Origin of the sequence: Agromyces ramosus, from assembly GCF_004216665.1 — a bacterium.
Taxonomy (GTDB): domain Bacteria; phylum Actinomycetota; class Actinomycetes; order Actinomycetales; family Microbacteriaceae; genus Agromyces; species Agromyces ramosus.
In genome coordinates this window covers 1-24,110 of record NZ_SGWY01000002.1, presented here as the reverse complement: position 1 = coordinate 24,110, position 24,110 = coordinate 1, and the positions used below count along the sequence as shown (strand labels likewise).

Below are 24,110 nucleotides of genomic sequence, written 5' to 3'. Positions count from 1 at the left end.
TGCGCGGCGGCGATCGTGCGACCGTCGCGATGACGCCGCATCGGTCCCGATTACGCTGGGGCGCATGGGTGTTGAGACCGACGCCGCCGACGCGCGCGCTTCGCAGGCCGGCGCGGGCGACGACGGGCACCCGCGCGAGCTCGACGACGAGCGCGTCATCGAGTCGCGCGGCACGCGCCTCGACGACTGGTGGGCTCGCGTGCTCTCGACACCGCGCCGCCGCACACTCTGGTACTGGGGCGGCCCGATCCTGGTGACGCTCCTGGCCGCGGTGCTGCGGTTCTGGAACCTCGGACATCCGCAGGCGCTGATCTTCGACGAGACCTACTACGTCAAGGACGCCTGGACGCTGCTGCAGAACGGGTACGAGTCGAGCTGGCCCGAGGGCGCCGACGAGGACTTCGCCCGCGGGGACACCGGGATCTTCCAGGAGAGCCCCGCGTACGTCGTGCATCCACCGCTGGGCAAGTGGATGATCTCGCTCGGCATGGCCGCCTTCGGTGCGGGCGACGCGTTCTGGTGGCGCGCGAGCACCGCGCTGGCCGGCACGGTCGCCGTGTTCGTGCTCGCGATGGTCGCCCGCCGCCTCTGGCCGTCGACCATCGTGGCCGTGATCGCCGCCTTCCTCCTCGCGGTGGACGGCAACGCGATCGTGATGTCGCGGGTGGCGCTCCTCGACAACTGGATCATGCTGTTCGCCCTGCTCGGCTTCTGGTTCGTGCTCCTCGACCGCGATCATGCGCGACAGGAGCTGGAGCGACGACTGGCCGAGGCGCGGGCGCGCGGGGGCGAGCCCCACTACGGGCCGGCGATCTGGTCGCGGCCGTGGGTCGTCGCCGCAGGGGTCGCGTTCGGCGCCGCGTGCGCCGTGAAGTGGTCGGGAGTGTGGTTCCTCGCGGCGTTCGGGATCTATCTCATCGTCGTCGACGCGCTCGCACGCCGGCGCGCGGGGGTGACCTTCTGGCTGACCGGAGCGGTGCTGAAGCAGGGTCCGGTCACGTTCCTGCTGCTCGTGCCCGTGGCCGCGGCCGTGTACCTCGCGTCGTGGACCGGCTGGCTCGTGACCGACGGCGGCTACTACCGGCACTGGTCGGACGCGGCGGAGAACCAGGCGACCGGGGTGTTCTCGTGGGTGCCGACCGCGCTGCAGAGCCTCTGGCACTACCACCAGTCGGCGTACACCTACCACGTCGGGGTGCACGGCGCCCATCCCGCGCAGTCGAGTCCCCTCACCTGGCTCATCATGTTCAAGCCGACGAACATGTACTTCCGGGCGATCGACGACGGCGCCGGCGGATGCGGCGCCGTGACCTGCTGGGAATCGGTCATCGGCATCGGCAACCCGCTCATCTGGTGGGCGGCCGCCGGGGCGTGCGCCTACCTGCTGTACCGGCTCGTGCGGTACCGGGAGTGGCAGGTGGGCGTCATCCTGCTCGGCCTCGCGGCCGGCTACCTGCCGTGGCTCATGTACCTCGACCGCACGGTCTTCCAGTTCTACTCGATCGCGTTCCAGCCGTACACGATGCTCGCGCTCGCGGCGGTCATCATGCTGATCCTCGGGCGCCGCGACGACGTGACGTGGAAACGCGTGCGCGGCATCGCCGTCGTGGCGATCTTCCTCGGCTTCGTGGTGCTCGTGTCCGCGTTCTACTACCCGATCTGGTCGGGCGTCGCGGTGACGCCCGAGTTCCGACAGCTGCACTTCTGGACTCCGAGCTGGGGCACCTGATGCGCGAACGGATGCCGGGACTCGCCGTCGCGGCATCCGCGGCCCTCATCGCGTGGCTGGTGCACCTCGCGGTGCCCGCCCTGCCGATCCTGACGGCGGCGGTCGCGCTGGGCATCGTCGTGGGCCAGGTGCCCGCGCTGCAGCCGGCGCTCTCGGGCCGGCTCGCGCCGGGGCTGCAGGTGGCGTCGCGGCGACTGCTGCGGATCGGCATCGTCCTGCTCGGACTGAAGCTCAGCCTCGTCGACATCGCCGGGCTCGGCTGGGTGACGATCCTGACCACGGTGGGCGTGGTGGTGATCACGTTCGTCGGAACGATCGGGCTCGGGCGCGCGCTGGGCCTGCCCGGGCATCAGCCAGTGCTGGTCGCGAGCGGCTTCTCGATCTGCGGCGCCTCCGCGATCGGCGCGATGGCGGCGACGGTGCGCGCCAAGGACGAGGAGCAGGCCGTGCCGATCGCGCTCGTCACGCTGTGCGGCACCCTCGCCATCGCCGTGCTGCCCGCGCTGTGGCATCCGCTGGGCCTCTCGGCCACGGGCTTCGGCCACTGGGTCGGTGCGGGCGTGCACGACGTCGGCCAGGTGGTCGCGACCGCGCAGCTCGCGGGCACGGCCGCTCTCGCCGTCGCCGTGGTCGTGAAGCTCACCCGCGTGCTCATGCTCGCGCCGATGGTGGCGATCGCGGCCGCCGTCGAGCGGCGGCGCACGATCGAACCCGCCGGCCCGCCGCCCGCGATCGTGCCGCTCTTCATCGCGGGATTCCTCGCGGCGGTGCTGCTGAACACGTTCGTGCCGCTGCCCGAGCAGCTCCTCGCCGCCGCCGACCAGGTGCAGATCGCGCTGCTCGCGACCGCGCTCTTCGCGCTCGGGGCCTCCGTCCGCGTGACCGAGCTCGTGCACACGGGGTGGCGCGCGCTGGTCGTCGGCCTCACGTCGTGGGTGCTCGTCGCGGCGCTCGCCTACGGGGCGGTGCTGCTCGGCTGAGCCGTCAGACCTCGATGACCACCTTGCCGCGCACCGCGCCCGACTCGAGTCGCGCGACGGCGTCGGCGGCGCGGTCGAGTGGGAACACCTCGTCGACGACCGGCCGCACCTCGCCCGCGTCGATGCGCCGCGCGAGTTCGGCCAGGTCGTCGCCGCTGCGCCGAGCCGCGAGCGTGCGCAGCCGTTGCGGCACGAACGGCGAGACCACGGATGCCGCGGCCATGCGCCCGATCGGACCGAGCACCCGCCCGCCCCGGCCCGACGAGAGCACGAGCGTTCCCCGTCGTGCGAGCGAGCGACGCACGCGACCGAGCGGATGGTCGGCGACGAGGTCGAAGACCACGTCGTAGCGGCCCTCGTTGGCCGTGAAGTCCTCGGCCTCGTAGTCGATGACCCGGTCGGCGCCGATGGCACGGACGTATTCGGCCTTCGATCCGCGGCAGACACCCGTCACCTCGGCGCCCATCGCCTTCGCGAGCTGCACCGCGAACCCGCCGACGCCGCCCGAGGCGCCGTTCACCAGCACGTGCTGCCCGGGCACGAGGCCCGCGAGCCGGAGGCCCTGCAACGCGGTCGTGCCCGAGACCACGACCGCGGCGGCATGCACCGCGTCGACCGATGCGGGCCTCGACGCCACGAACCGTTCGGGCACGGTCACGAGCTCGGCGAACCCGCCCTGGTCGGCCTCGCCGTACACAGCGTCGCCGACGCGGAACCCGGTGACCGCCGAGCCCACGGCCGCGACCTCGCCCGCGACGTCCCGTCCGATCACGCGACCCTTCGGGCGCCGGAGGCCGAACGCGAGCCGCACCGCCCGCGGCTCGCCGTGGAGCAGCAGCACGTCTCCCGTGCTGACCGCGACGGCCCGCACGCGGATCTGCACCTCGTCGTCGGCGGGCGCGGGCGGCTCGGCCTCGGCGAGCGCGAGGACCTCGGGGCCGCCGTAGACGTCGCGGACGACGGCCCTCATGACGCCGCCTCGGTGGGACGGAGCGCGGGCGACAGCGCGACCACCACGCTGCCCGCCTTGTGCCCGCCGTCGACCCGGCGGTGCGCCTCGACGATGTCCTCGAACGGCACGATGCGATCGATCACGGGCACGAGGCCGCCGGTCTCGAGGAGCTCGACGAGGAGCGCGAGCTCGCCCGCCTTCACGGTCTCCTCGCGCAGCCCGGTGAATGCGATCGCGGCGCGGCGTCGACGGCGGAGCAGCCTCGTCAGCGGCATCTGCACGAGGATCGCGGCGGATGGCACGGTCGTGAGGTAGATGCCGTCGTCGGCCAGCGCCGCGCGGCACTGCCGGAAGGTTCGCTTGCCGACCGCGTCGAAGATCACGTCGTAGGCCCCGCGCACCGCCGTGAAGTCCTCGCGGGTGTGGTCGATGACCCGGTCGGCGCCGAGCGACGCCACGAGCGGCGCATGGGCTGCGCTGCAGACGCCGACGACCGTCGCGCCGAGGTGCTTCGCGAGCTGCACGGCGGCCGAGCCCACGGTGCCGGACGCTCCGTTCACGAGCACGGCCTGGCCCGCACGGACGCGGGCCACGTCGCGCAGGAACGGCAGGGCGGTGAGGAACCCGTCGATGCTCGACACCGCTTCCGCGGCATCCAGCCCAGGCGGCACATGCGCGATGACGTGGTGCTCGGCGACCTTCACCAGCTCGGCGTGCGCGCCGAACTCGGTGCCGACGGCGCCGAACACGAGGTCGCCCGGCGAGAACCGGCCCACCCGGTCTCCGACGCGCTCGACGATGCCGGCGAAATCGGTGCCGAGCACCGGGAACTTCGGCTTCCCGACGCCGAAGTACAGGCGGGCGAACCAGGGTCGACCGCTGCGCGCGGCGCTCTCGGATGCCCCGACCACGGTGGCCTCCACCCGCACCAGGACCTCGTCCGGCCCGATCCCGGGTTCGTCTCGTTCCTCGATGTGCACCACCTCGGGTGCGCCGTAGCGGTCGTACACTGCGGCTCTCATGATGCCGTCTCCTCGCGATCGGGGTACTGGAAGACCTCGTCGAGCGGGACCCCGAACACCCGCGCGATCTGGAAGGCCATCTCGAGCGAGGGCGAGTAGCGCCCCTGCTCGATGGCGATGACGGTCTGGCGGGTCACGCCGAGTCGCTTCGCGAGCTCCGCCTGCGTCATCTCGCCGGCGCGGAACCGCAGCGACCGGATGTCGTTCGTGACCTTCGTGGGCTTCACCATGTCGGCACGCCCCTGCGGTACGCGACGAGCTTGGTGATGCTCGAGACGATGGCCGAGAGCACGAAGCAGACGTACACGGTGTTCGCGATCCAGAAGCCGTCGGCGTCGAGCATCGCGAGCACGAGCGCGCCGAGCGCGCCGAGCACGACGAAGGAGCTGCCGACCCGCTCGCCGAGCCGGTCGATCTCCTTGTCGCGGATGTCGCCCCTCGTGCTCTCGCTCGGCGAGAAGACCTCGACGATGATGCGTCCGATGATCGACGCCACGATCGCCCCGCCGATCACCCACAGCATGGCCGGCACGTAGTCGATCTGCCCGACCGGGGTTCCGCCCAGGAACTCGGGGAGCACCAGGGAGAGGTACACCGTGCTTCCGACGATCGCGACCACGAGGTAGACCCACGTGCCCTTCTCCTCGTACGACATCACCGTCTCCCGTTCCGTACGGCGGTTCATCGCCGTGCCCCCTCGGTCGCGTCCGCCCGTGCCGCTCGCGCGTCGACCGCGGCGAGCACGGCTTCGGGTTGCGTCGCGTGGGCGACGAGCTCGCGGTCGGCCCGGATCGAGCGGATGCCGCCGACGACGAGCCACGCGATGAGCACGATCTCGCCGATGAAGGTGTACTGCGCCACCGCGGGCCCATCGGGAGCGAGCACGCCGAGCACGCTGTCGGCCAGGTACCCCGCTCCGGCCACCAGCACGAGCACGCCCACGACGACCGCGAACCCGCCCGGGCGCCGGAGCAGCAGCCAGCCGATCACCGCGAGATGAACGCCGAACAGCACGAGACCCGCGTTCCAGGCGGCGTCGAACCCGTCGAGGCGCGACAGCACCGCGAGGTCGCGATCGTCGATCCCGAGTCCGGATGCCCCGCCCGCCCCCTCGTCGGCGATGCGCCGTGCGTCGGCCAGCATCGCGATCGCGCCGACGAACACCGCCGCGTAGGCGATCCGGAAGGCCGCCGCGAGCGCGGCCGCGCCCGGCCGCTCGGCTCGGAACACCGTCCAGAGCGCGCACGCCACGACGACGTCGAGCACGGCGACGCCGAGCAGCGCGAGCACCGCCCAGCCGAACGATCCCGACGCCGCCTCGAGCGTCGCCGCGAGCCCCGCCGCGCCGGATCCCTCTGACCCGTCTGCCTGCACCCCCGCGACGACGCCGACGCCGACGAACGCCAGCGGCGCCATCAGCGCAAGGCCTCCGGCGGCGGCGAACGATGCCCCGCCTCCCACTCGTCCTGCCATGTGGACCACGCTCCCGTGTCAAAGATTGTTTACGTCTTCAATGTAAAGCGTTGGCGACACCGTGTCAATGATTCTTTACACACATTCGGACGGCTGCGGGTCGGGCGGCACGGCCGGCGTCGCGCCGTCGGCGGGCACGCGAGCTAGTGGCTGCCGTCGACGAGCTTCAGCCCCACCACGCAGCCGACGAGGCCGGCGATGAGCCCGAGCTTGACCCACGAGACATCCGAGTCGCCCGTGATCATCGCCCACGTCACGGTGAGGGCCGCGCCGATGCCGACCCACACCGCGTAGGCGGTACCGGTGGAGATGTCGCGCATCGCCCAGGCGAGGCCGCCCATCGACAGCACGAGCGCGCCGAAGAAGACGACCGAGGGCCAGAGCTTCGTGAAGCCCTCGGACCTGCCGAGCGCGGTGGCCCAGACGGCCTCGAGGATTCCGGAGACGATGAGGATGACCCACGCCATGACTGTTCACTCCCGTGGCCAGTCTTGTCGCGTTCCGGGTACTGGGTTCCCTCGTCCGGGGCCACGTGATGCGACCTGCCTCGAGGCTAGCAACGGCGCCTGATCAGGGGCTGTGCAGCGGATGCCGCGCGGCATCCGCGGTCGTGCCATCGTCCCGCTGCGCCATGTTGGCGGCGGCTGCGCCACCCGAACTGGCGCAGCGGGCGTCGAAGTGGCGCAGTCGGCGGATGCCGCGGGGGCACGCCGCGCCAAGGTCACGCCCGCGCGACCTCCGCGAAGTGCTCCACTGCCGGGAAGGGGTCGTAGAACCCGTGCAGGAGCGCACGCCACTGCTCGTACTCGGGCGACCCGCGGAACCCGACCTCGTGCGCCGCGACGCTCCTCCAGTGCACGAGCAGGAGGTACTCGTTGGGGGTCTCGATCGACCGCGACAGCGTGAGGTCCACGAACCCCGGCATCGACGCGATGATCGGCTTCGCCCCGGCGAAGGCCGCCTCGAAGTCGGCCTCGCGGCCGGGCGTCACGGGCAGGATCGCGTGCTCGAGGATCATCCCCCGAGCCTACGGCGGCAGGATCCCCTCGAGGATCGGCAGCCGTTCGCGGCCCGCGCCCGGCCGGATCGGCGCAGGATGGTCGCATGGACTTCGACGACACCGCCGCCCTCATCGTGATCGACGTGCAGCAGGGTTTCGACGACCCCGCATGGGGCGAGCGGGACAACCCCGCGGCCGAAGCGAACATCGGCCGCCTCGTCTCCGCGTGGGCGGATGCCGGCCGGCCGATCGTGCTCGTGCGGCACGACTCGGTCTCGCCCGGCTCGCCGCTCGGCGTCGGCTCCCCCGGCAACGCGCTCAAGGACGTCGTGGCGGATGCCCCGCACGACCTGTTCGTGACCAAGCAGGTGAACTCCGCGTTCTACGGCGAGCCCGACCTGCACGCGTGGCTGCGGGACCGTGGCGTCCGGCAGCTCGTGATCACCGGCATCCAGACGAACATGTGCGTCGAGACGACCGCGCGCATGGGCGGCAACCTCGGCTACGAGGTCACGCTGCCGCTCGACGCGACGCACACGTTCGACCTCGAGGGGCCGGGCGGCCTCCGCCTCACCGCGTCCGAGCTCGCACGGGCGACCGCGGTGAACCTCGAGGGCGGCGGCTTCGCCCGCGTCGTGACGACCGACGAGGTGCTCGGCGCCTGACCGCGGCGCCGCGGCATCCGTTGCCCCGCATTACGGCAGGCAGCGGATGCCGCGGCGGCCCGCAGTAGCGTGAACCCATGGCAGACCGCGAATTCGGCTTCAAGACCCGCGCCATCCACGCGGGCAACATCCCCGACCAGGTGACCGGGGCCCGTGCGCTCCCGATCTACCAGTCGACCGCGTTCGTCTTCGACGACACGGCGGATGCCGCAGCCCGGTTCGCCCTGCAGAAGTACGGCAACATCTACTCGCGCCTCGCGAACCCCACCGTGGCGAGCTTCGAGGAGCGCGTCGCGAGCCTCGAAGGGGGTCTCGGCGCCGTCGCGACGGCCTCGGGCCTCAGCGCGCAGTACATCACCTTCGCGAGCCTCGCCGGCGCGGGCGACCACATCGTGGCCTCGGCGAACCTCTACGGCGGCTCGATCACGCAGCTGGATGTCACGCTCCGCCGCTTCGGCGTCGAGACCACCTTCGTGCGCTCCGCCGACCCCGCCGACTACGCCGCGGCGATCACCGAGAAGACGAAGGCGCTCTTCGTCGAGACGATCGCGAACCCGTCGGGCGAGATCGCCGACCTCGAGGGCCTCGCCGACGTCGCGCACGCTCACGGCATCCCCTTCATCGTCGACTCCACCATCCCGACGCCCTACCTCAACCGCCCCATCGAGTGGGGCGCCGACATCGTCACGCACTCCGCCACGAAGTTCCTCGGCGGGCACGGCACGACGCTCGGCGGCGTCGTCGTCGAGTCGGGCCGGTTCCACTGGCACAGCGAGAAGTTCCCCCTCTTCGGGGAGCCCGTGCCGAGCTACGGCGGGCTGCAGTGGTCGGGCAACTTCGGCGAGTACGCGTTCCTCACGCGACTGCGCGCGGAGCAGCTGCGCGACATCGGTCCCGCGCTCGCGCCGCACTCGGCGTTCCTGCTCGCGCAGGGCGTCGAGACCCTGCCGTACCGCATCCAGGCGCACGTCGACAACGCGCGAGCCGTCGCCGAGTGGCTCGAGGCCGACCCGCGCATCGAGCACGTCTGGTGGGCGGGCCTCGCGAACCACCCCCACCACGAACGCGCCGCGAAGTACCTGCCGAAGGGCCCGGGGTCGGTGTTCAGCTTCGAGGTGAAGGGCGGCCGCGCGGTCGGCCAGCAGCTCATCGAGTCGGTGAACCTCGCCTCGCACCTCGCCAACATCGGCGACGCGAAGACCCTCATCATCCACCCGGCGTCGACCACGCACGCCCAGCTCACCGAGCAGCAGCTCGTCGACGCCGGCGTGCTTCCCGGCGTCGTGCGGATTAGCGTGGGCATCGAAGACGTTGAAGACATCATCGACGATCTCGACCAGGCCCTCACGGCCGCGACAGGAGCAGCACGATGAGCACAGCGACGGATGCCGCGAACACGGCGGTGCTTCCCGACACGGATGCCGCGGCATCCGGCGACCTCGAGACGGTTCGCCTGGTCAACGGCCTCTCGTGCGAGCTCCCGGCGAACTCGCCGCTCGCGAAGCTGCTGCACTCGCAGCGCACGTGGATCGGGCCCGACGCGAAGCAGCGGCTGAAGATCCTCAACGCGGCGAAGTCCGTGGCGATCGTCGGGGCGTCGCCGAACCCCGCGCGCTCGAGCTTCTTCGTCGGCACCTACCTCCAGCAGTCGAGCGACTACCGGCTCTACTTCGTGAACCCCAACGCCACCGAGATCCTCGGCCAGCCGGCGTACGCGAGCCTGGCCGACCTGCCCGAGGTGCCCGACATCGTCGTCGTGTTCCGACGCGGCAGCGACATTCCGCAGGTCGTCGACGAGGTGCTCGCCTCGGGGGCGAAGACGATCTGGGTGCAGCTCGGCATCTGGAACCAGGATGCCGCGTACTACGGCGAGGAGCAGGGGCTCACCGTCGTCATGGACCGCTGCATCAAGGTCGAGCACGCCCGCTTCCACGGCGGCCTGCATCTGCTCGGCTTCGACACCGGCCAGATCACGTCGCGCAAGACGGTGCGCTGAGCCCGCGTTCGGCGGGCGCGGGTCACGCCTTCCGCAGGTCGGCGCGCACGGCGAGCGGCGCGAAGACGGCGACCACGGCCGCGGATCCCAGCAGGGCGAACCAGGCCCCGACGCCCGCGGTGCCGGTCATCGTGAGGTCGCGCGCCGCGGTCACGAGGTGGGAGACCGGATTCAGCCGGACGAACCATTCCAGCCAGCCGGGCAGCGTGTCGCTCGGCACGAAGGCGTTCGAGAGGAACGTCAGCGCGGAAGAGGATCATCAGCGAGATGCCCTGCACCGCCGCGGCCGACCCGCGATCACGCCGAAGAATCCGAAGGCGGTCACGGGTCGGTCCTCTCAGAGCTGTTCGAGACGGGTGATGAGCGCCCGGCGGTCGACGCCCGCGTAGGCGAGGGCGCGCGGCACGGTACCGAGGTCGGCGCGCAGTATGCCGAGGAGCGTGTCGGCGACCGCGAGTCGCTCGCGCTCCGCGCGGCCGCGGTCGCGACGGGCGCGGTGATCGGCGCGGCGCATCGCCTCGCGGAGCGACGCGCCCCATCCGGGTCGCGAGTTGCGGGTCGCCCGCAGTCGCTCCTCGGCGACCGGCTGGATGCCGGCCGCACGGAGCGCCTGTTCCCGCTCCTGGCGCAGCGCCGCCTCGACGCCGGCGTGATCGAGCCCGAACTCGGCGAGCGTCGTGCCCGCGACGTCGGTGCCCGCCGAGATGGCGAGCAGCAGGTGCTCGGCCTCGACCGTCGAGGACCCGCGCCGTGCCGCCTCGTCGATCGCGCCGATCACCACGCGCTTCAGGGTCACGCCGAGACGCTCGTCGTCCAGTCGGTCAGCCATGTCGCCTCCTCAGTTCGATGCCCGCGACCTCGAGTCGCCGATGGTGCTTCTTGTGCACTGCCTGCCGGGTGACGCCCAGCGCCTCGGCGACCTGGCTCCACGTCCAGCCGGCGCGCATGGCGCGCTCGACCGCGGCGTCCTCGAGGCGGTCGGCGAGCTCGCGCAGCGCGACGACGGCGCCGAGATCGTCGGCCTCGGCTCCGGTGGGTTCCGGGATGTGCGGGGTCATGAAAGCAACTTAGGTTGCTTATCTGGATTTGTCAACCCGAGTTGCTTATGCATGACCACTGGCACGGAATCCGAGATCCGGCGCGCGCTCATCGAGCGGCGGCGGGCCGCCGGCGCTAACGTGACGGCATGACGGGCCGACTGGCGTGGCTCGACCTGGCACGCGGATTCGCGGTGATCTCCATGGTCATCGCGCACACCAGTCCGTGGGGTGGAGTGTTCAACGCCACCGAGTACCTGACGGCGCCGTGGTTCGCGATGCTGATCGGGATCTCGCTGCTGCTCGCGTGGGACGCCTCCCGGGGCTGGGTCGTCTTCGTCTTCGGGAACGTGACACGTGGTCTCATCCTGATCCTGCTCGGGGAGTGGCTGCAGCGGCAGTACGCCCAGATCGACGTCGTGCTCCAGACGCTGGGACTGCTCGTCATCGTGCTTGCACCGGTCGTCGCGCTCGTCGGGCGACGTCCGTTGGTGTGGATCGGCCTGGGCGTGCTCGTGGCCTTCGTGAGCCCGTTGGCCGTGAGTGCGGCTCGCGAGTGGCTGGCCCAGGACGGGGCCGCAGCCGGATGGCTCGGTGAGTTCGTCGCGCTGGCGGTCGCTGGTGGGCACTACCGGGTGTCCTCGTTCGTCGCCATCTGCGCGATCGGCATGGCAGCGGCTCCACTGCTGGTCGCCGGGCGAGCCGTCGCCGGAGTGCGGGGAGCACTGGGTGCGGCAGGGCTCCTCGTCGGCGCGGCCATCGCCTATGGGGTGGGGCGCCTCGGCCCATGGGGAGCAGCGGCCTACTCCGGCACGACGCCGGAGATCATCGGCGCCGCCCTCCTGAGCCTCGCCGCGACGTGGACCTGCGCATGGCTGGCGGCAGGTCTCGGGCAGCGGCGGACGCGGGCCTGGCTGGGCGCGGTGATCGACACCGGCCGCATGGCCCTCACCGCCTACACGCTCCAGGTGCTGGCGCTGGCGTTGATCGCGCGCTGGGTCCTGGGCGGTGCGACTGATGACCATTGGGCGGTCATGGTCGGGGTGATCGCGCTGTGCCTGGGCTTCTGCTGGGCATGGCTCAAGGTCTTCGACATCGGGCCGCTCGAGTGGGTCCTGCGCCTTCCGACGCGAGCGATGTCCGCGCCGGTCCGACCGCGCCATACGACGTGAGCGGACTCCATGCGGATGCGCTCAGGCGGCATTCCGCGACGCGTCCGCGTGCCGCCAATGCCCTCGGAGAGCCGTTGCGCGGCCGGCGACGCCGAGGAACCGGAAGTCGAGCTCGCCGTCGCGGGCCAGCGGTGAGATGGCATGCCGGCACGAGGCGTGGACGCGGGAAGCATGCCGCGCGCCCGGGATCGCACACCCTGCGCCCGGCATGCGCCGGTGTCGCCTCCGACGCAGGATCCTGCGACGCCACGCCGGATGCGTGCGCACGCAGCGGCGTAGCCTTGAATGGTGACAGCGTTCGTCTCAGCCCTCGATCTCTTCTCGATCGGGATCGGCCCCTCGAGTTCGCACACCGTCGGCCCGATGCGGGCGGCACGTGCGTTCGCCGGGCGACTCGCCGACGACGGCGTCCTCGACCGCGTCACCCGCATCACGTGCTCGCTGTACGGCTCGCTCGGCGCCACCGGGCTCGGGCACGGCACCCCCGACGCCGTCGTCGCCGGGCTCGCGGGCCTCAGGCCCGACGACTGCGACCCCGACGACGTGCGCGGCGCGTGGTCGCGCCTCGGCGAGGCCGGCGGCGAGGTGCGCGTGGCGGGCAGCCGGCCCATCACCATGACCACGGGCGACCTCAGCCTCGAGCCGCGCACGCGGCTGCCCGGTCATCCGAACGCGCTCACGCTGCAGGCGTGGGGCGAGGGCGAGGCGCTCCCGCTCGCCGAGGAGACCTACTACTCGGTCGGCGGCGGGTTCATCCGTCGCGAGGGCGACGCGCCCGAGGAGTCGGAGGCACTGCGGCATCCGCTGCCGTACGACAACGCCGACCAGCTGCTCGCGCTCTGCGAGGAGCACGGCGTCTCGTTCTGCGACGTCGCCCGGTACAACGAGGTCGCCGTACACGGCGAAGACGGCATCGACGCCGGGCTCGACGCGATCTGGGCGGCGATGGCCGAGTGCGTCGAGCACGGGCTCGCGAGCGACGGCACCCTTCCCGGAGGACTCGGCGTCAAGCGCCGCGCGCCCGAGGTGCGCCGCCGGCTCGAGGAGTACGACCGCGACGAGCACCTCCGCGACACGTCGACCGAGTGGCTGCACGCCTTCGCCCTCGCGGTGAACGAGGAGAACGCGTCGGGCGGGCGCGTCGTCACCGCGCCGACGAACGGCGCGGCCGGCATCATCCCCGCGGTCGGCCACTACTACCTCCGCTTAGTGCCCGGTGCGGATGCCGCGGGCATCCGCCGCTACCTGCTCACCGCCGCGGCGATCGCGAGCCTCGTGAAGAAGAATGCCTCGATCTCGGGCGCGGAGGGCGGGTGCCAGGCCGAGGTCGGCTCGGCGTGCGCCATGGCCGCCGGCGCGCTGTGCGCCGTGCTCGGCGGCACACCGCGACAGATCGAGAACGCGGCCGAGATCGCGATGGAGCACCACCTCGGCCTCACCTGCGACCCGGTCGCCGGCCTCGTGCAGGTGCCCTGCATCGAGCGCAACGCGATCGCGTCGTCGACGGCGGTGTCGGCCGCACGGCTCGCACTGCACGGCGACGGCACGCACCTCGTCTCGCTCGACACCGTGATCGAGACCATGCGGCAGACGGGCCTCGACATGATGACGAAGTACAAGGAGACGAGCGAGGGCGGCCTCGCGGTGAACGTCATCGAGTGCTGACCCCGGATCGGGGCACTCGCGCGCGGCCGCCCGCGTCTGGCAACCTGTGCTGATGGACCCGAATGACCCCACCTACAACGACCTCATCGCGAGCTTCGGCCTCATCGGCCTGATCATCGGCCTCGCGATCTACCTGGCCGTCCTCGCCCTCATGCTCTGGATCGGCTACCTCATCGTCAAGGCCGCCGTGCGCAACGGCCTCCGCGAGCACACGATGTGGCTCGAGAGCCGGCGTGGGCCGCTGCGCTGACGCGCGACCGACGGGCGTCGCCACCGCGGATCACCCGCCACCCACCGGGCGGGTTACGGCCTGTTGCGGCATCCGGTGACCCGAGGCCGGGCCACGACTAGCGTGTCGGCATGCCCGCACTCGACCTGCTCGCCGACCTCGTCACGACGGAGTGGCTCGCCGCCCACCTCGACGACCCCGGGCTCGTCGTCGTCGACGCCAGCGTGCTCGGCGTCGAGACGCCGGCCGGGTTCCGCTGGCTCAGCGGCCTCGACGAGTACCTGATCGCCGGCCACGTGCCGGGGGCGGTGTTCGCCGACCTCCTCGAGGAGTTCTCGGACCCCGACGGCCCGTACTCGTTCACGCGGCCCGCTCCCGCGCGCCTCGAGCGGGTGGCGCGCGAGCTCGGCATCGACGACGACGTCGCCGTGGTGGTGTACGACACCTCCCTCGGCCACTGGGCGGCACGCCTGTGGTGGCTGCTCACCTCGGCCGGCGTCGAGCGCGTCGCCGTGCTCGACGGCGGGCTCGGTCGTTGGCGCGCCGACGGCCGTGCCCTCGAGACGGGATTCGAACCGCCGCGCACCGCGGGCGCGCTGACCCTGTCGCCGAACGACGCGCGCTGGGCCGAGCGCGAGGAGGTCGACGCCATCGTCGCCGGTGAGGCGGATGCCGCGTTGGTGTGCGCGCTGTCGGCGAGCGACTTCCGGGGCGAGACGGGTCGCCGCCCCCGCCGCGGGCACATCCCGGGAAGCGTCAGCGTGCCCGTGAGCTCGGTGGTCGACCGCGAGTCCGGCACGCTGCTGCGCGGCGACGCGCTCGAGACCCGGCTCGCCGCGGTGCCGACCGATGGCACCCGCCGCATCGTGGTGTACTGCGGCGGCGGCATCGCTGCGGCCGGCACGGCCTTCGCGCTCCGCCGGGCGGGGCATCCGGATGTCGCCATCTACGACGGCTCGCTCGACGAGTGGGCCGCCGACCCCCGGGCCCCGCTCGTCTCGCTCGTCTGACGTGTCGCTCCGGCGCTTCAGCAGGCGCAGCTGATGCCGGTGTCGATCACGGCGCCGCCGGCGAGCCCGGCCGGTGCGACGTTCGTCAGCGCGTCGGCCGGCGACTGCGCGAGCCCGTCGGGCGTGTCGTAGGCGAACCCCTCGCGCACCCAGTACTCGAACCCGCCGAGCATCTCCTTGACCGGGAAGCCGAGGAGCGCGAACTCGAGTGCCGCGCGCGTCGCCCCGTTGCACCCGGGTCCCCAGCAGTACACGATCACGGGTGTTCCGGCCGGGATCCGCTCGCCGGCCTCCGCGGCGATCCGGCGTCCTGGCAGGTGCATCGCTCCCGGGACATGGCCCTGCGCCCACGACGCTTCGCTGCGCGTGTCGACGAGCACGAAGCCCGGCTCGGGATCGGCGAGCGCGGCGGCGACGTCGGAGACATCCGATTCGAAGCCCAGGCGGCCGCGGAAGTGCGCGATCGCGTCGGCCTGCGTCGCGACGTGCCGGAAGAGTGCGGAAGCGGCGTGAGCGGTGGTCTCGGTCATGCCCTCACCCTCGCACCGCGCCGGCCGGCGGGTCCCGTGAAATCGCGCCGACCTGCCGCGACATCCCGCCACGCTGCGCAGGCCCGCACGCGCCGGCCCGTCGTCGTCAGTCGCCCGCGGGTGCGAAGAACGCCGTCACCGCCGCCGCCAGCGCGACGAGGTCGTCGACGTGCGCGAGCTCGCGCGCGGAGTGCATCGAGAGCAGCGGCGTGCCCACGTCGACCGTGCGGATGCCGAGCCGGGTGGCGCTGAGCGGACCGATGGTCGACCCGCACGGGATCGTGTTGTTGGAGACGAACGGCTGCGTGGACACGCCCGCCTGCCGGCACGCGCGCGCCCACAGGGCGGCGCCCACGCCGTCGGTGGCATAGCGCTGGCTGGCATTGAGCTTCAGCAGCGGACCACCGCCGAGCACGGGCCGGTTGCCCGGGTCGTGCTTCTCGGGGTAGTTCGGGTGCACCGCGTGCCCGGCGTCGGACGACAGCAGCCACGAGTCGGCGAACGCGCGCCGCCGGTCGGTCGCTTCGGCGCCCAGCCCCGCGGCGACGCGTGCGAGCACGTCCTCGAGGAACGGGCCGCTCGCACCCGACCGCGACTCCGAGCCGAGCTCCTCGTGGTCGAACGCGGCGAGCACGCTCACGTGCCGGGCGTCGTCTTCGTCGGAGAGGGCGAGCAGCGCGACGAGGCCGGCGTGCACCGAGCTGAGGTTGTCCATGCGACCGGCGGCGAAGAGCTCGTCGTCGCGCCCGAACCGGGCCGGGGCCGCGGTGTCGGCGAGGAGCACGTCGTGCCCGGCGACGTCCTCGGCGTGCAGGCCGGCGATGCCGGCGAGGTGGGCGAGCACATCGAGGCCGGAGCCGGCCCCCCAGACGGGCTGGAGGTGCCGCTGCCGGTCGAGCGTGAGGCCCTTGTTCACGTCCCGGTCGAGGTGGATGGCCAGCTGCGGGATGCGCAGGAGGGGTCCCGTGCGCACGAGGTGCTCGGCGCCGTCCTCGGTGACGAGCCGGCCGGCGAGCTCGAGCTCGCGATCGAGCCATGAGTTGAGCAGCGGGCCGCCGTAGACCTCGACGCCGGCCTGCAGCAGCCCCTCCGAGCTCGTGGAGGCGCCCGGCTTCAGCTTGAAGGAGGGCGAGTCGGTGTGGGCGCCGAGGATCCGGAACGGGGTCGTCGCCGCGGCGCCGGCCGGCTGCACCCAGGCGATGACCGCACCGTCGCGCACCACCACGCGCCGACCGGGACCCGACGGCCACTCGTCGCGCTCCTCGAGCCGCTCGAAGCCGGCCGCCTCGAGGCGGTCGGCGACCGCCGCGGCGGCGTGGTACGACGAGGGCGACTCGCGGATGAAGTCGGCGAAGTCGGCGAGGTGGGCGTCACGATCGAGCTCAGGCATCCTCCCATCCAACACCGCCCGGAGCTCCCGTCCAACATCGCTCGGCGCCCCGGTCGAGTCGAGCCGCCGGATGCCGCGTCTACGCGAAGCGCACCACGGCCTGCAGCCGCGAGCGCACCTCCATGACCTCGGTGCCGCCGAGGTGCGCGGAGCCGGGGAGCCCCTCGCGCACGGCGCTCGCGAGGCGGGAGCTGCGCACCAGGGCGACCACCGCACCGCGCACCGAGCCGCCGACCTCCAGCGGCTCCGCCGCGTACTCGTCGGGAACCACGATGACCAGCGCGGTGGGCTTCACGCGGGCAGCGCGCCCGATCGCCTTGGCCCGCGCGGCGAGGGCCCGGAACGGACGTTCGCCGCCGAGGGCCTCCCCGACGAGCTCGCCGCGCTTCATGGCCACTGGGCCGCCCCAGTCCTCGGACTGGATCGCGAACAGGCCCGTGGGGCCGAGCACGAGGTGATCGAGCTTCGGCGGGAGGCCGGGGCCGGCGGCATCCGTCGCCACGTCGTGCCACACGGTGTACGCGATGCCCAGCGTCGAGAGTGCGCGGGCCGTGGCCTCCTCGGTGAGCGCGTCGGCCAGGATGTGCCGGATGTCGCGTGGCGCGCGTCGCACGAGCTCGGGATCGTACGGGTCGGGCACCTCGACGCCCCGACCGACCCACTCGCGCATGCGGGCGAGGTACAGCTCGCGCGTGAGTCCGCCGGGATGCCCGTACGACCGTGCGAGCGGACGCGAGTCGCGCGGACGACGCGGGGCGGCGGGCGCCCAGGCCTCGCGGGTGGGCGCCGACGTGGGGCCGCGGAGTCCGCGGTCGAACGCCGCCCTGGCCTCCGGCGTGCCCACGAGCAGCCATGCCCGCTGCACCGCGTGGAACCGCACCGGATCGCCGCCCGTGTCGGGGTGGGCGGTGCGCAGCGCCCGACGGTACGCGAGGCGCAGCGCCGCGGCATCCGCGTCGGCGGGCACGCCGAGCACCTCGTAGGGGGAATCGGAGAGCGGACTTTCGGCCATGGGCTCGCTTTCGGTGTGCGACCAGCAGAATACCCCCGGCGGCTCGGTGAACGCCGTGTCGTGTCACGCGCCGATCATCCGGGGTGCGCCCGCCCGCCGGCACCGTCTGAGCGGATGCACCGGGCCGCACACGTCACTCGTCGGGCAGCCGGAGCATCCCGTCGTCGATGAGGGCACGCACCGCCGGCAGCACGTCGGCGGCCAGGGCCGTGGCATCGACGTCGAGCAGCTCGGCGAGCGCGGCGACGATCGCCTCGATCGACAGCTCGCCGTCGCTCGCGCCGACGAGGGCGGCGAGACCGGTGTCGAGGCCGACGGCGCGGCCGAAGCCGCCGCCCTGACGCAGCAGCATCGCCGTCGGGTGGTCGTCGCCGGGCCAGTAGTGCCGTTCCTCCGTCACGTCGGCGGCGACCGCCAGTCGCGTCGCCGCGAGGGCCGCGTCGTCGAGCGCCGCCTGCCGGTCGTGCGCGGCGAGGCAGTCGGCGACGTGCGTGCCGAGGCCGCCCTCGTGCGCACCGAGCGCGCCGTGGAGCCGCTCGGTGCGGGCGAGGCCGAACGTCCGGCCCGGCGCCTCACCGCCTGCCGGCCGCCGCAGCAGCACGTAGCCGAACCCGATCTCACGCACGCCTCGACGCTCGAAGTCATCCAGCCACGCGTCGTAGAGCCGATCGAAGTCCGGCGTGCCGGGGCGGGTGCCGCCGTCGCGGATCCAGGTCTCTGCGTACTCGGTGACGTGCTGCACCTCGCGTTCGACGATCCAGTGGTCGAGGGAGCCGGCCCAGGCCCGCGCGCGCTCCAACCCGTCGCCGCCGTCGCGCACCTCCCAGTTGCCGAGCAGCTGGGCGATGCCGCCGGGCTCCAGGTGCTCGGCGGCCCCGCGCATCACGGCCTCGACGATCGCATCGCCGACCATGCCCCCATCGCGGTACTCGTACTCGGGCACGCCCGGCGATCGCGGCGTGATCACGAAGGGCGGATTCGACACGATCCGGTCGAACCGCTCCCCCGCGACCGGGTCGTAGAGGCTGCCGAGCCGGAACTCGACGCCGTCGATCCCGTTCAGCTCCACGTTCAGGCGAGCCAGGCGCAGCGCCCGCTCCGAGATGTCCGTCGCGACGATCCGTTCCGCGAACCGCGACGCGTGCATCGCTTGGATGCCGCACCCGGTCCCGAGGTCGAGCACCGTGCGCGCAGGGGTCGGCACCATCAGGCCGGCGAGCGTCAGCGACGCACCGCCCACGCCCAGCACGTGCTGCTCGCCGAGCGCGTGGCCCAGCGCGACCTCGCCGAGGTCGGAGAGGATCCACCAGTGCCCGTCGCCGCGAGCGTCCGAGAACGCATACGGTCGCAGGTCGAGCGCGGCGCGAACGGATGCCGCAGCGACGTCGCCGTGCGGTCCTGCTCCGCCGGTCGCGAGGTCGCCGTCGGCTCCGGCGCCCGACGGCATCGCCGCGGTCCCGACCGGGCCCAGCAGGCCGAGCTCGATCGCGCCGTCGACGCCCAGCGCGGGCAGCGCGTGCGCGGCCTCCGACGGGGGCACCGGAAGGCCGAGCACGAAGAGCTCCGCGAGCGTCGCGAGGTCGCCGGATGCCCCGTGGCCCGTGTGCCTCGCGAGCGCGCGTCGCGCCGGCACGCGCTCGCCGCGATGCAGCGCGGCCGCGGCATCCGGGCCCCAGAGCGCGTCGAGCGCGGCCACCGTGAACCCGGCCACGCCGAGGTCGTCGCGGAGCCGCGCCAGCAGTGCGCTCGTGCGGCGGTCGTCGGGCACGCTGTCGAGGCTCACCGCACCATTCAACCGCACGAGTTCGCGCGGCCGGTCTCGCGTGGTCGGGGCATCCGCTCAGCTCGTCGCGAGGGCGAGCACCAGCGGGAACGGGCCGTAGCCGTCGTCGATCGTGAGGTGGCCGCCGCCCTCGACCGGGACGAAGTCGAGGTCGAGCGGCCGCGCGTAGGCGTGCTCTGCGCCCTCGGGGCAGTACGGGTCGTCGGTGCAGGCGACGACCACTCCGCGCTCCGCGACCGAACCCGCGAGGGCGTCACGCGCCGTCGCGCAGTCGAGGGTCGGTGCGAACGCCGCGACCTCGGGGATGCCGCGGAGCACGGTTCCGGCGGCCGGGGCGACGAGCACGATGCGGCGTGCCGCGGGCACGTCGGCACCGCGCTCCGCCCGGCGCGTGGCGTACGCCAGCCAGAGGAGGCAGCCGAGGCTGTGGGCGACGACGACGAGCGATGCCGGGTCGGTCTCGCGGAGCTCGGCCTCGAGCGCGGCGATCCAGTCGTCGAGCACGGGCTCGTCGGGCTCGGGAAGCTGCGGATACCGCACGCTCGCGCCGCGGGACTCGAGCTCGGCGGCGAGCCACCGCTGCCAGTGCCCCTCGGGGCGTCGGTTCTGCCACCCGTGCAGGATCAGGTACTCCTCTGCCACGCTCCGCTCCCGTCGTCGTGCGGTCCATTCAACCAGCGTGGCCGGTGGCCGGATGCCGCGGCGTCATGTCGGCGTCACCTGACGTACACGTCACGTCACGCCGTGTAACCCTGCCGTCACACGGTGCACGTAGCGTTGGTTACGATCGATTCAGCGAGGGGAGGTCGCAGATGGCAGAGTCGTCGACGCTCGAGCGCCTGCGACAGGATGCACGAGACGAGCTCGCCGCGCTCATCGAGCTGCGGTGCCGGCTCGGCGAGGATCCGTGGGTGTTCCTCCCCGACCTGCCGTCGGTTGACGAGCAGGTCGTGGCGACGCTCCGCGAGGAGCGGCTGCACTCCGAGCGGTGGAGTCCGGCACGCGCGCGGGCGTACCACCCCGCGGCACGCCATGGCGACGCGGCCCGCTTCGAGTTCGAGCTGCTGCGCGAGATCGCGCTCGACCACCCCGAGCTCAGCTCGGCGGTGTGGTCGGTGCTCGACCGGGTTCCGTCACCCTGGTGACGCGCTGCACGCGCATCCAGGTGATGAAGCCGAAGATGGTGAACGCGCCGTAGAACACGTAGAGCAGGGCTGAGGCGTAGTAGCCGGCACTCACCAGCAACGGCACGCCGACGATGTCGACGGCCACCCAGATCAACCAGAACTCGGTCCAGCCCTTCGCCATGCCGTAGGTCGCGAGCAGTGAGCCCATGAAGATCCACGCGTCGGCCCACACGGGCTCGAACGACCCCAGGGCGCGGAAGATCGGCGTGAGCACCAGCGTGCCGCCGACCAGGCCGACAGCGAGCAGGATCCGGGCGCGAGTGCTCGCCCACTGCGGGTCGACGGCGGTCTCGCTCACCTGCTGGTGACGCGCCCAGCGCACCCAGCCGTAGATCGACACCACGATGAACATGACCTGCCGGCTCGCCTGGCCCAGCAGGTTCACCGGGTTGGGGGTGTCGAAGACGGCCCCGAGGAACACGGTGAAGAGCAGCACGTTGCCGATGATGCCGACCGGCCAGGCCCAGACCTTGCGCCGGAGTCCGCCGAGTGCGCTCGCGAGCCCGAAGAGGTTGCCGATGATCTCGCGCCACAGGATCGCCTGGCCGCCGATCACGAGCTGCGCGTCGAACAGCCACTCGATCGGGTTCACGACGCGCCCGCCGCCGCGCGAGTGGAGGACCTCCGGGCGATGAGCGAGGCGACGGCGCGCCACCCGATGAGGAGGATCGCGAGCGTCAGGGCGGCGACGATGACGAACGGGACCTGCACGCCCTGATCGGTCGCGAGTGGCAGGAGCATGCCGACCACGAGGGTCGCCGCCCACACGATCACCCCGGTGGGCCACGGTGCGGCGGGCCGCCGCCATGCCGAGGACGCCACCCATCCGGCCGCGAGACCCACGAGGAACGGCCATGCCGTAGTCCAGACGCCGACGACGTCGATGCCCTCGGCGTGGCTGCTGCGGCCGATGACCGCGAAGGCGACCACGAGCGCCGCATCGAGGGCGAGCGCGCCGACGACGCCCGCCGTGCCGGGGCGTGCGCGATCGCTCATGCGACCATCGTACGGATCCGCGCCGGAGCGCGTCGCGGTGCGCTCACGCCCGTTCGACGAGTGCCTCGAGCGCGCCCGCCTCGTGCACCGGCAGCGCGCACACGAACGAGCGGCAGCGGTAGGCGGTGTCGGCGTCGTGCTGCGCCGTGCGCCCCTCGAACAGCTCGAACCCGGCTCCGGCGAACTCCCGGGCCTGACGTTCGGTCACGATCGTCGCGACGGATGCCGCGTGCCGGCGACTCGCGGCCCGGAGTCCGCCTGCATCGCCCCGGGCGCCGGCGCCGGCGCCCGGTCCGTCGTCGGGGGAGTCGGGCACGACCGTGACCAGCTGCACGAGCGGGGATGCGAGTCGCGCCATGAGCTCGAGTGCTCCGCCGAAGGCGAGGGGGCGCTCGACCGCCACGCCGGCCACCGAGCGCATGGCCTGCTCGGCGAGCTCACGGTAGCCGGCACCCGCCCCCAGCGCGAAGAGCCGCCACGCGGCATCCGCGCACGTCGTGATGCCCGACGGCGTCGCACCCTCTGCGGGGTCCGCCGGGAGCGCCAGGCCACGCGCGACGAGCACCGGATCCCCACCGCCCGGGGCGGCGAAGGGCTGTGCGGCATCGTCGGCGGCGGCGTCGATGGCGCGGTCGACGAGGTCCCGTGCGACGACCGCGTAGCGCACCTCCCCGGTCGCGCACGCGAGTTCGAGCAGTCCGCCGGCCAGCATCCCCGTGTCCTCGAGGGTGGCCGTCGCGGCCGAGGCCACGCCGTCGAGGGAGGCGCGCACCACGGTCCCGTCGTCGAGGAGGTGGTGGGCGATGAGGAAGTCGGCGCCACGGCGGGCGGACTCGACCGCGACCGGGGCGTCGAAGACGAAGCCGGCACGCGCGAGCGCGCCGATCGCGAGGCCGTTCCACCCGGTCAGCACCTTCGCGTCGAGGGCGGGCGGGTCGAGTCGAGCGCGCGCGCCGGCATCGAGCCGGTAGTAGCCGCCCTCGCTCCGCTCCCCCTCGATGACGCTCTCGGAGTCCTGTGCGCTGGCGAAGCCGCCTCCGTCGAGCTGCATCCTGCCGGTGAGGAACCCGATCACGCCGTCGGCGAGCGGGCGCGCGAACGCCGGCGGATGGTCGCCGGTGGCGAGCTCCGCGGCCACGTCGAGGAGCAGTGCGTTGTCGGTCAGCATCCGCTCGTAGTGCGGCTCGCTCCAGTCGGCCCGCGTGGCGTAACGGAAGAAGCCGCCCTCGACCGGATCGCGGAGCGGCGATGCTCCCATCAGCCGAAGCGAGCGCTCGGCCAGGCGGCGCCCGTCGGCACCCGAACGGGTGAGGAAGCCGAGCACCGGGGCGACGGGGAACTTCGGGGCGCGTCCGAAGCCGCCGTGGAGGCGATCCTCCTCCTCGGCCAGCGCGGCCACCGCTCCCGCGAGCTCATCGAGCCCGGGCAGGTCGCCCGCCGTCGGGGCGGCGGATGCCGCGGCGAGGGCGTCGGCCACCGCAGCCGCCGTGTCGTCGAGGTCCCGACGCCGCTCGCGCCACGCCTCGTCGACCGCGGCCAGCACCTCGGCGAACGCCGGGACCCCGTGGACCGGTCGCGGGGGGAAGTACGTGCCGGCGTAGAACGCGCGCCCGTCGGGCGTCGCGAACACCGTGAGCGGCCAGCCGAGTTCGCGGGTGAAGGCCGAGGCGGCGGCGAGGTAGCTCGCGTCCACGTCGGGATGCTCCTCGCGATCCACCTTCACCGCGACGAAGCGCGCGTTGAGCATGCGGGCGATCGCCGGATCGCTGAAGCTCTCCCGCGCCATCACGTGGCACCAGTGGCACGTGGCGTAGCCGATCGAGACGAGCACGGGTACGTCGCGTTCCCGAGCCTCGTCGAACGCGGCCTCGCCCCAGGGGAACCAGTCGACCGGATTGCCGGCGTGCGCGCGCAGGTACGGGCTCAGTGCGTCCCCCAGTCGATTCCCCACGACTCCAGCGTAGGCGGCTTCCACAACGGCTCGCGTGAAACGCGGAGAGCCGCCCGACCTTGGGCGGCTCGCGTTGACCAACGAGAGCCGCCCAACCTTGGGCGGCTCGTGTTGACCAAAGAGAGCCGCCCCACAACCTTGGGCGGCTCGTGTTAACCAAAAAGAGAGCCGCCCCACAACCTTGGGCGGCTCGTGTTAACCAAAGAGAGCCGCCCAACCTTGGGCGGCTCTCTTCGAATGAATGTCCGGCGGTGTCCTACTCTCCCACAGGGTCGCCCCTGCAGTACCATCGGCGCTGCGAGTCTTAGCTTCCGGGTTCGGAATGTGTCCG

The 24,110-nt window shown here is 72.7% G+C and carries 27 protein-coding genes, 1 rRNA gene, 1 pseudogene and 1 riboswitch; of the genes and pseudogenes, 10 read left to right on the top strand and 19 right to left on the bottom strand.

All coding sequences use genetic code 11. The features are described from left to right. The first annotated feature begins 64 nt into the window (after positions 1-64). Positions 65-1,729, top strand: a complete 1,665-nt coding sequence (locus EV187_RS06640; protein WP_130352310.1) for a dolichyl-phosphate-mannose--protein mannosyltransferase — start codon at positions 65-67, stop codon at positions 1,727-1,729. Positions 1,730-1,740: 11 nt separating this feature from the next. Beyond that, positions 1,741-2,709, top strand: coding sequence for a YeiH family protein (locus tag EV187_RS06635; RefSeq protein ID WP_207221776.1), 969 nt, complete (start codon positions 1,741-1,743; stop codon positions 2,707-2,709). Between the two features lie 4 nt (positions 2,710-2,713). Here EV187_RS06635 and EV187_RS06630 read toward each other — a convergent pair whose 3' ends face one another. From EV187_RS06630 to EV187_RS06600, 7 genes are all read right to left on the bottom strand, one after another. Then, the gene (locus EV187_RS06630) at positions 2,714-3,679 is read right to left on the bottom strand and encodes an NAD(P)-dependent alcohol dehydrogenase (RefSeq protein WP_130352308.1); all 966 of its coding nucleotides are present in this window, start codon (positions 3,677-3,679) and stop codon (positions 2,714-2,716) included. Further along, the gene (locus tag EV187_RS06625) at positions 3,676-4,683 is read right to left on the bottom strand and encodes an NAD(P)-dependent alcohol dehydrogenase (RefSeq protein WP_130352307.1); all 1,008 of its coding nucleotides are present in this window, start codon (positions 4,681-4,683) and stop codon (positions 3,676-3,678) included. Before EV187_RS06625 ends, EV187_RS06630 begins: the two co-directional genes overlap by 4 nt. Then, entirely contained in the window at positions 4,680-4,913 is a 234-nt protein-coding gene (locus EV187_RS06620; protein ID WP_130352306.1) for a helix-turn-helix transcriptional regulator, read from the bottom strand. Before EV187_RS06620 ends, EV187_RS06625 begins: the two co-directional genes overlap by 4 nt. Further along, positions 4,907-5,368 (bottom strand): hypothetical protein, encoded by a 462-nt coding sequence (locus EV187_RS06615; RefSeq protein WP_207221775.1) that lies wholly within the window; start codon positions 5,366-5,368, stop codon positions 4,907-4,909. Before EV187_RS06615 ends, EV187_RS06620 begins: the two co-directional genes overlap by 7 nt. Continuing rightward, on the bottom strand, positions 5,365-6,156 hold the full coding sequence (locus EV187_RS06610) for a DUF4386 domain-containing protein (protein ID WP_130352305.1): 792 nt from the start codon (positions 6,154-6,156) through the stop codon (positions 5,365-5,367). Before EV187_RS06610 ends, EV187_RS06615 begins: the two co-directional genes overlap by 4 nt. A gap of 143 nt (positions 6,157-6,299) precedes the next feature. Further along, positions 6,300-6,623: a DMT family transporter gene (locus EV187_RS06605; RefSeq protein WP_130352304.1), complete on the bottom strand. Its 324-nt coding sequence runs from the start codon at positions 6,621-6,623 to the stop codon at positions 6,300-6,302. Between the two features lie 13 nt (positions 6,624-6,636). Then, positions 6,637-6,703: riboswitch (guanidine-III (ykkC-III) riboswitch) on the bottom strand. 174 nt (positions 6,704-6,877) lie between these two features. Then, entirely contained in the window at positions 6,878-7,174 is a 297-nt protein-coding gene (locus tag EV187_RS06600) for an antibiotic biosynthesis monooxygenase family protein (protein ID WP_130352303.1), read from the bottom strand. An 86-nt stretch (positions 7,175-7,260) separates the two neighbouring features. Between EV187_RS06600 and EV187_RS06595 the strand changes: the two genes are divergently transcribed. The 3 genes from EV187_RS06595 (at position 7,261) to EV187_RS06585 (ending at position 9,817) form a co-directional block, all read left to right on the top strand. Continuing rightward, the gene (locus EV187_RS06595) at positions 7,261-7,821 is read left to right on the top strand and encodes a cysteine hydrolase family protein (RefSeq protein WP_130352302.1); all 561 of its coding nucleotides are present in this window, start codon (positions 7,261-7,263) and stop codon (positions 7,819-7,821) included. A gap of 77 nt (positions 7,822-7,898) precedes the next feature. Further along, a complete protein-coding gene (locus tag EV187_RS06590) occupies positions 7,899-9,194 on the top strand; it encodes an O-acetylhomoserine aminocarboxypropyltransferase/cysteine synthase family protein (protein WP_130352301.1) in 1,296 nt (431 codons plus the stop codon). After that, positions 9,191-9,817: a CoA-binding protein gene (locus tag EV187_RS06585; RefSeq protein WP_130352300.1), complete on the top strand. Its 627-nt coding sequence runs from the start codon at positions 9,191-9,193 to the stop codon at positions 9,815-9,817. Before EV187_RS06590 ends, EV187_RS06585 begins: the two co-directional genes overlap by 4 nt. A gap of 22 nt (positions 9,818-9,839) precedes the next feature. On the opposite strand, the pseudogene EV187_RS06580 reads toward EV187_RS06585, so the two are convergent. From EV187_RS06580 to EV187_RS06570, 3 genes and pseudogenes are all read right to left on the bottom strand, one after another. After that, positions 9,840-10,133: pseudogene (locus EV187_RS06580) on the bottom strand (ABC transporter permease); the annotation flags it as partial. A gap of 21 nt (positions 10,134-10,154) precedes the next feature. After that, a complete protein-coding gene (locus EV187_RS06575) occupies positions 10,155-10,646 on the bottom strand; it encodes a Clp protease N-terminal domain-containing protein (RefSeq protein ID WP_130352299.1) in 492 nt (163 codons plus the stop codon). Then, complete coding sequence (locus EV187_RS06570) at positions 10,639-10,875, bottom strand: helix-turn-helix domain-containing protein (RefSeq protein WP_130352298.1); 237 nt, start codon at positions 10,873-10,875, stop codon at positions 10,639-10,641. The genes EV187_RS06575 and EV187_RS06570 overlap by 8 nt, the downstream gene beginning before the upstream one ends. A 128-nt stretch (positions 10,876-11,003) precedes the next feature. Between EV187_RS06570 and EV187_RS06565 the strand changes: the two genes are divergently transcribed. From EV187_RS06565 to EV187_RS06550, 4 genes are all read left to right on the top strand, one after another. Next, a complete protein-coding gene (locus tag EV187_RS06565; RefSeq protein WP_130352297.1) occupies positions 11,004-12,026 on the top strand; it encodes a DUF418 domain-containing protein in 1,023 nt (340 codons plus the stop codon). A gap of 288 nt (positions 12,027-12,314) precedes the next feature. Beyond that, the gene (locus EV187_RS06560) at positions 12,315-13,691 is read left to right on the top strand and encodes an L-serine ammonia-lyase (RefSeq protein WP_130352296.1); all 1,377 of its coding nucleotides are present in this window, start codon (positions 12,315-12,317) and stop codon (positions 13,689-13,691) included. Between the two features lie 52 nt (positions 13,692-13,743). Beyond that, positions 13,744-13,941 (top strand): hypothetical protein, encoded by a 198-nt coding sequence (locus EV187_RS06555; RefSeq protein WP_130352295.1) that lies wholly within the window; start codon positions 13,744-13,746, stop codon positions 13,939-13,941. Between the two features lie 110 nt (positions 13,942-14,051). Next, a complete protein-coding gene (locus EV187_RS06550) occupies positions 14,052-14,930 on the top strand; it encodes a sulfurtransferase (RefSeq protein WP_130352294.1) in 879 nt (292 codons plus the stop codon). 17 nt (positions 14,931-14,947) lie between these two features. Here the strand turns inward: EV187_RS06550 and EV187_RS06545 are convergent, their stop codons facing one another. The 5 genes from EV187_RS06545 to EV187_RS06525 form a co-directional block, all read right to left on the bottom strand. Beyond that, positions 14,948-15,460 (bottom strand): rhodanese-like domain-containing protein, encoded by a 513-nt coding sequence (locus tag EV187_RS06545; protein ID WP_130352293.1) that lies wholly within the window; start codon positions 15,458-15,460, stop codon positions 14,948-14,950. A 106-nt stretch (positions 15,461-15,566) separates the two neighbouring features. Next, positions 15,567-16,850, bottom strand: a complete 1,284-nt coding sequence (locus EV187_RS06540; RefSeq protein ID WP_130352292.1) for a M18 family aminopeptidase — start codon at positions 16,848-16,850, stop codon at positions 15,567-15,569. Positions 16,851-16,929: 79 nt separating this feature from the next. After that, entirely contained in the window at positions 16,930-17,862 is a 933-nt protein-coding gene (locus EV187_RS06535) for a DnaJ domain-containing protein (protein ID WP_130352291.1), read from the bottom strand. Between the two features lie 133 nt (positions 17,863-17,995). Beyond that, positions 17,996-19,645, bottom strand: coding sequence for a DUF7059 domain-containing protein (locus EV187_RS06530; RefSeq protein WP_242609480.1), 1,650 nt, complete (start codon positions 19,643-19,645; stop codon positions 17,996-17,998). Between the two features lie 57 nt (positions 19,646-19,702). After that, on the bottom strand, positions 19,703-20,287 hold the full coding sequence (locus EV187_RS06525) for an RBBP9/YdeN family alpha/beta hydrolase (RefSeq protein WP_130352290.1): 585 nt from the start codon (positions 20,285-20,287) through the stop codon (positions 19,703-19,705). A 170-nt stretch (positions 20,288-20,457) separates the two neighbouring features. On the opposite strand from EV187_RS06525, the gene EV187_RS06520 reads away from it, so the two are divergent. Next, positions 20,458-20,790, top strand: coding sequence for a hypothetical protein (locus EV187_RS06520; RefSeq protein WP_130352289.1), 333 nt, complete (start codon positions 20,458-20,460; stop codon positions 20,788-20,790). Here EV187_RS06520 and pnuC read toward each other — a convergent pair. The 4 genes from pnuC to rrf all read right to left on the bottom strand — a co-directional run. Then, a complete protein-coding gene (gene pnuC / locus EV187_RS06515; protein WP_130352288.1) occupies positions 20,741-21,424 on the bottom strand; it encodes a nicotinamide riboside transporter PnuC in 684 nt (227 codons plus the stop codon). The two genes, EV187_RS06520 and pnuC, sit on opposite strands and share 50 nt — an antisense overlap. Next, the gene (locus tag EV187_RS06510) at positions 21,421-21,828 is read right to left on the bottom strand and encodes a DUF3054 domain-containing protein (protein ID WP_130352287.1); all 408 of its coding nucleotides are present in this window, start codon (positions 21,826-21,828) and stop codon (positions 21,421-21,423) included. Before EV187_RS06510 ends, pnuC begins: the two co-directional genes overlap by 4 nt. A 43-nt stretch (positions 21,829-21,871) precedes the next feature. Continuing rightward, complete coding sequence (locus tag EV187_RS06505) at positions 21,872-23,779, bottom strand: thioredoxin domain-containing protein (protein WP_130352286.1); 1,908 nt, start codon at positions 23,777-23,779, stop codon at positions 21,872-21,874. A 243-nt stretch (positions 23,780-24,022) separates the two neighbouring features. Further along, positions 24,023-24,110: ribosomal RNA gene (gene rrf / locus EV187_RS06500) — 5S ribosomal RNA — on the bottom strand; the annotation flags it as partial.

Coding starts and splice junctions, on each gene's coding strand:
- EV187_RS06570 (WP_130352298.1), bottom strand. CDS start 10,875: ATGACCCCGCACATCCCGGAACCCACCGGAGCCGAGGCCGACGATCTC.
- EV187_RS06510 (WP_130352287.1), bottom strand. CDS start 21,828: ATGAGCGATCGCGCACGCCCCGGCACGGCGGGCGTCGTCGGCGCGCTC.
- EV187_RS06575 (WP_130352299.1), bottom strand. CDS start 10,646: ATGGCTGACCGACTGGACGACGAGCGTCTCGGCGTGACCCTGAAGCGC.
- EV187_RS06630 (WP_130352308.1), bottom strand. CDS start 3,679: ATGAGGGCCGTCGTCCGCGACGTCTACGGCGGCCCCGAGGTCCTCGCG.
- EV187_RS06520 (WP_130352289.1), top strand. CDS start 20,458: ATGGCAGAGTCGTCGACGCTCGAGCGCCTGCGACAGGATGCACGAGAC.
- EV187_RS06595 (WP_130352302.1), top strand. CDS start 7,261: ATGGACTTCGACGACACCGCCGCCCTCATCGTGATCGACGTGCAGCAG.
- EV187_RS06620 (WP_130352306.1), bottom strand. CDS start 4,913: ATGGTGAAGCCCACGAAGGTCACGAACGACATCCGGTCGCTGCGGTTC.
- EV187_RS06605 (WP_130352304.1), bottom strand. CDS start 6,623: ATGGCGTGGGTCATCCTCATCGTCTCCGGAATCCTCGAGGCCGTCTGG.
- EV187_RS06635 (WP_207221776.1), top strand. CDS start 1,741: ATGCCGGGACTCGCCGTCGCGGCATCCGCGGCCCTCATCGCGTGGCTG.
- EV187_RS06555 (WP_130352295.1), top strand. CDS start 13,744: ATGGACCCGAATGACCCCACCTACAACGACCTCATCGCGAGCTTCGGC.
- EV187_RS06535 (WP_130352291.1), bottom strand. CDS start 17,862: ATGGCCGAAAGTCCGCTCTCCGATTCCCCCTACGAGGTGCTCGGCGTG.
- EV187_RS06625 (WP_130352307.1), bottom strand. CDS start 4,683: ATGAGAGCCGCAGTGTACGACCGCTACGGCGCACCCGAGGTGGTGCAC.
- EV187_RS06640 (WP_130352310.1), top strand. CDS start 65: ATGGGTGTTGAGACCGACGCCGCCGACGCGCGCGCTTCGCAGGCCGGC.
- EV187_RS06550 (WP_130352294.1), top strand. CDS start 14,052: ATGCCCGCACTCGACCTGCTCGCCGACCTCGTCACGACGGAGTGGCTC.
- EV187_RS06585 (WP_130352300.1), top strand. CDS start 9,191: ATGAGCACAGCGACGGATGCCGCGAACACGGCGGTGCTTCCCGACACG.
- EV187_RS06590 (WP_130352301.1), top strand. CDS start 7,899: ATGGCAGACCGCGAATTCGGCTTCAAGACCCGCGCCATCCACGCGGGC.
- EV187_RS06545 (WP_130352293.1), bottom strand. CDS start 15,460: ATGACCGAGACCACCGCTCACGCCGCTTCCGCACTCTTCCGGCACGTC.
- EV187_RS06610 (WP_130352305.1), bottom strand. CDS start 6,156: ATGGCAGGACGAGTGGGAGGCGGGGCATCGTTCGCCGCCGCCGGAGGC.
- EV187_RS06615 (WP_207221775.1), bottom strand. CDS start 5,368: ATGAACCGCCGTACGGAACGGGAGACGGTGATGTCGTACGAGGAGAAG.
- EV187_RS06600 (WP_130352303.1), bottom strand. CDS start 7,174: ATGATCCTCGAGCACGCGATCCTGCCCGTGACGCCCGGCCGCGAGGCC.
- EV187_RS06540 (WP_130352292.1), bottom strand. CDS start 16,850: ATGCCTGAGCTCGATCGTGACGCCCACCTCGCCGACTTCGCCGACTTC.
- EV187_RS06565 (WP_130352297.1), top strand. CDS start 11,004: ATGACGGGCCGACTGGCGTGGCTCGACCTGGCACGCGGATTCGCGGTG.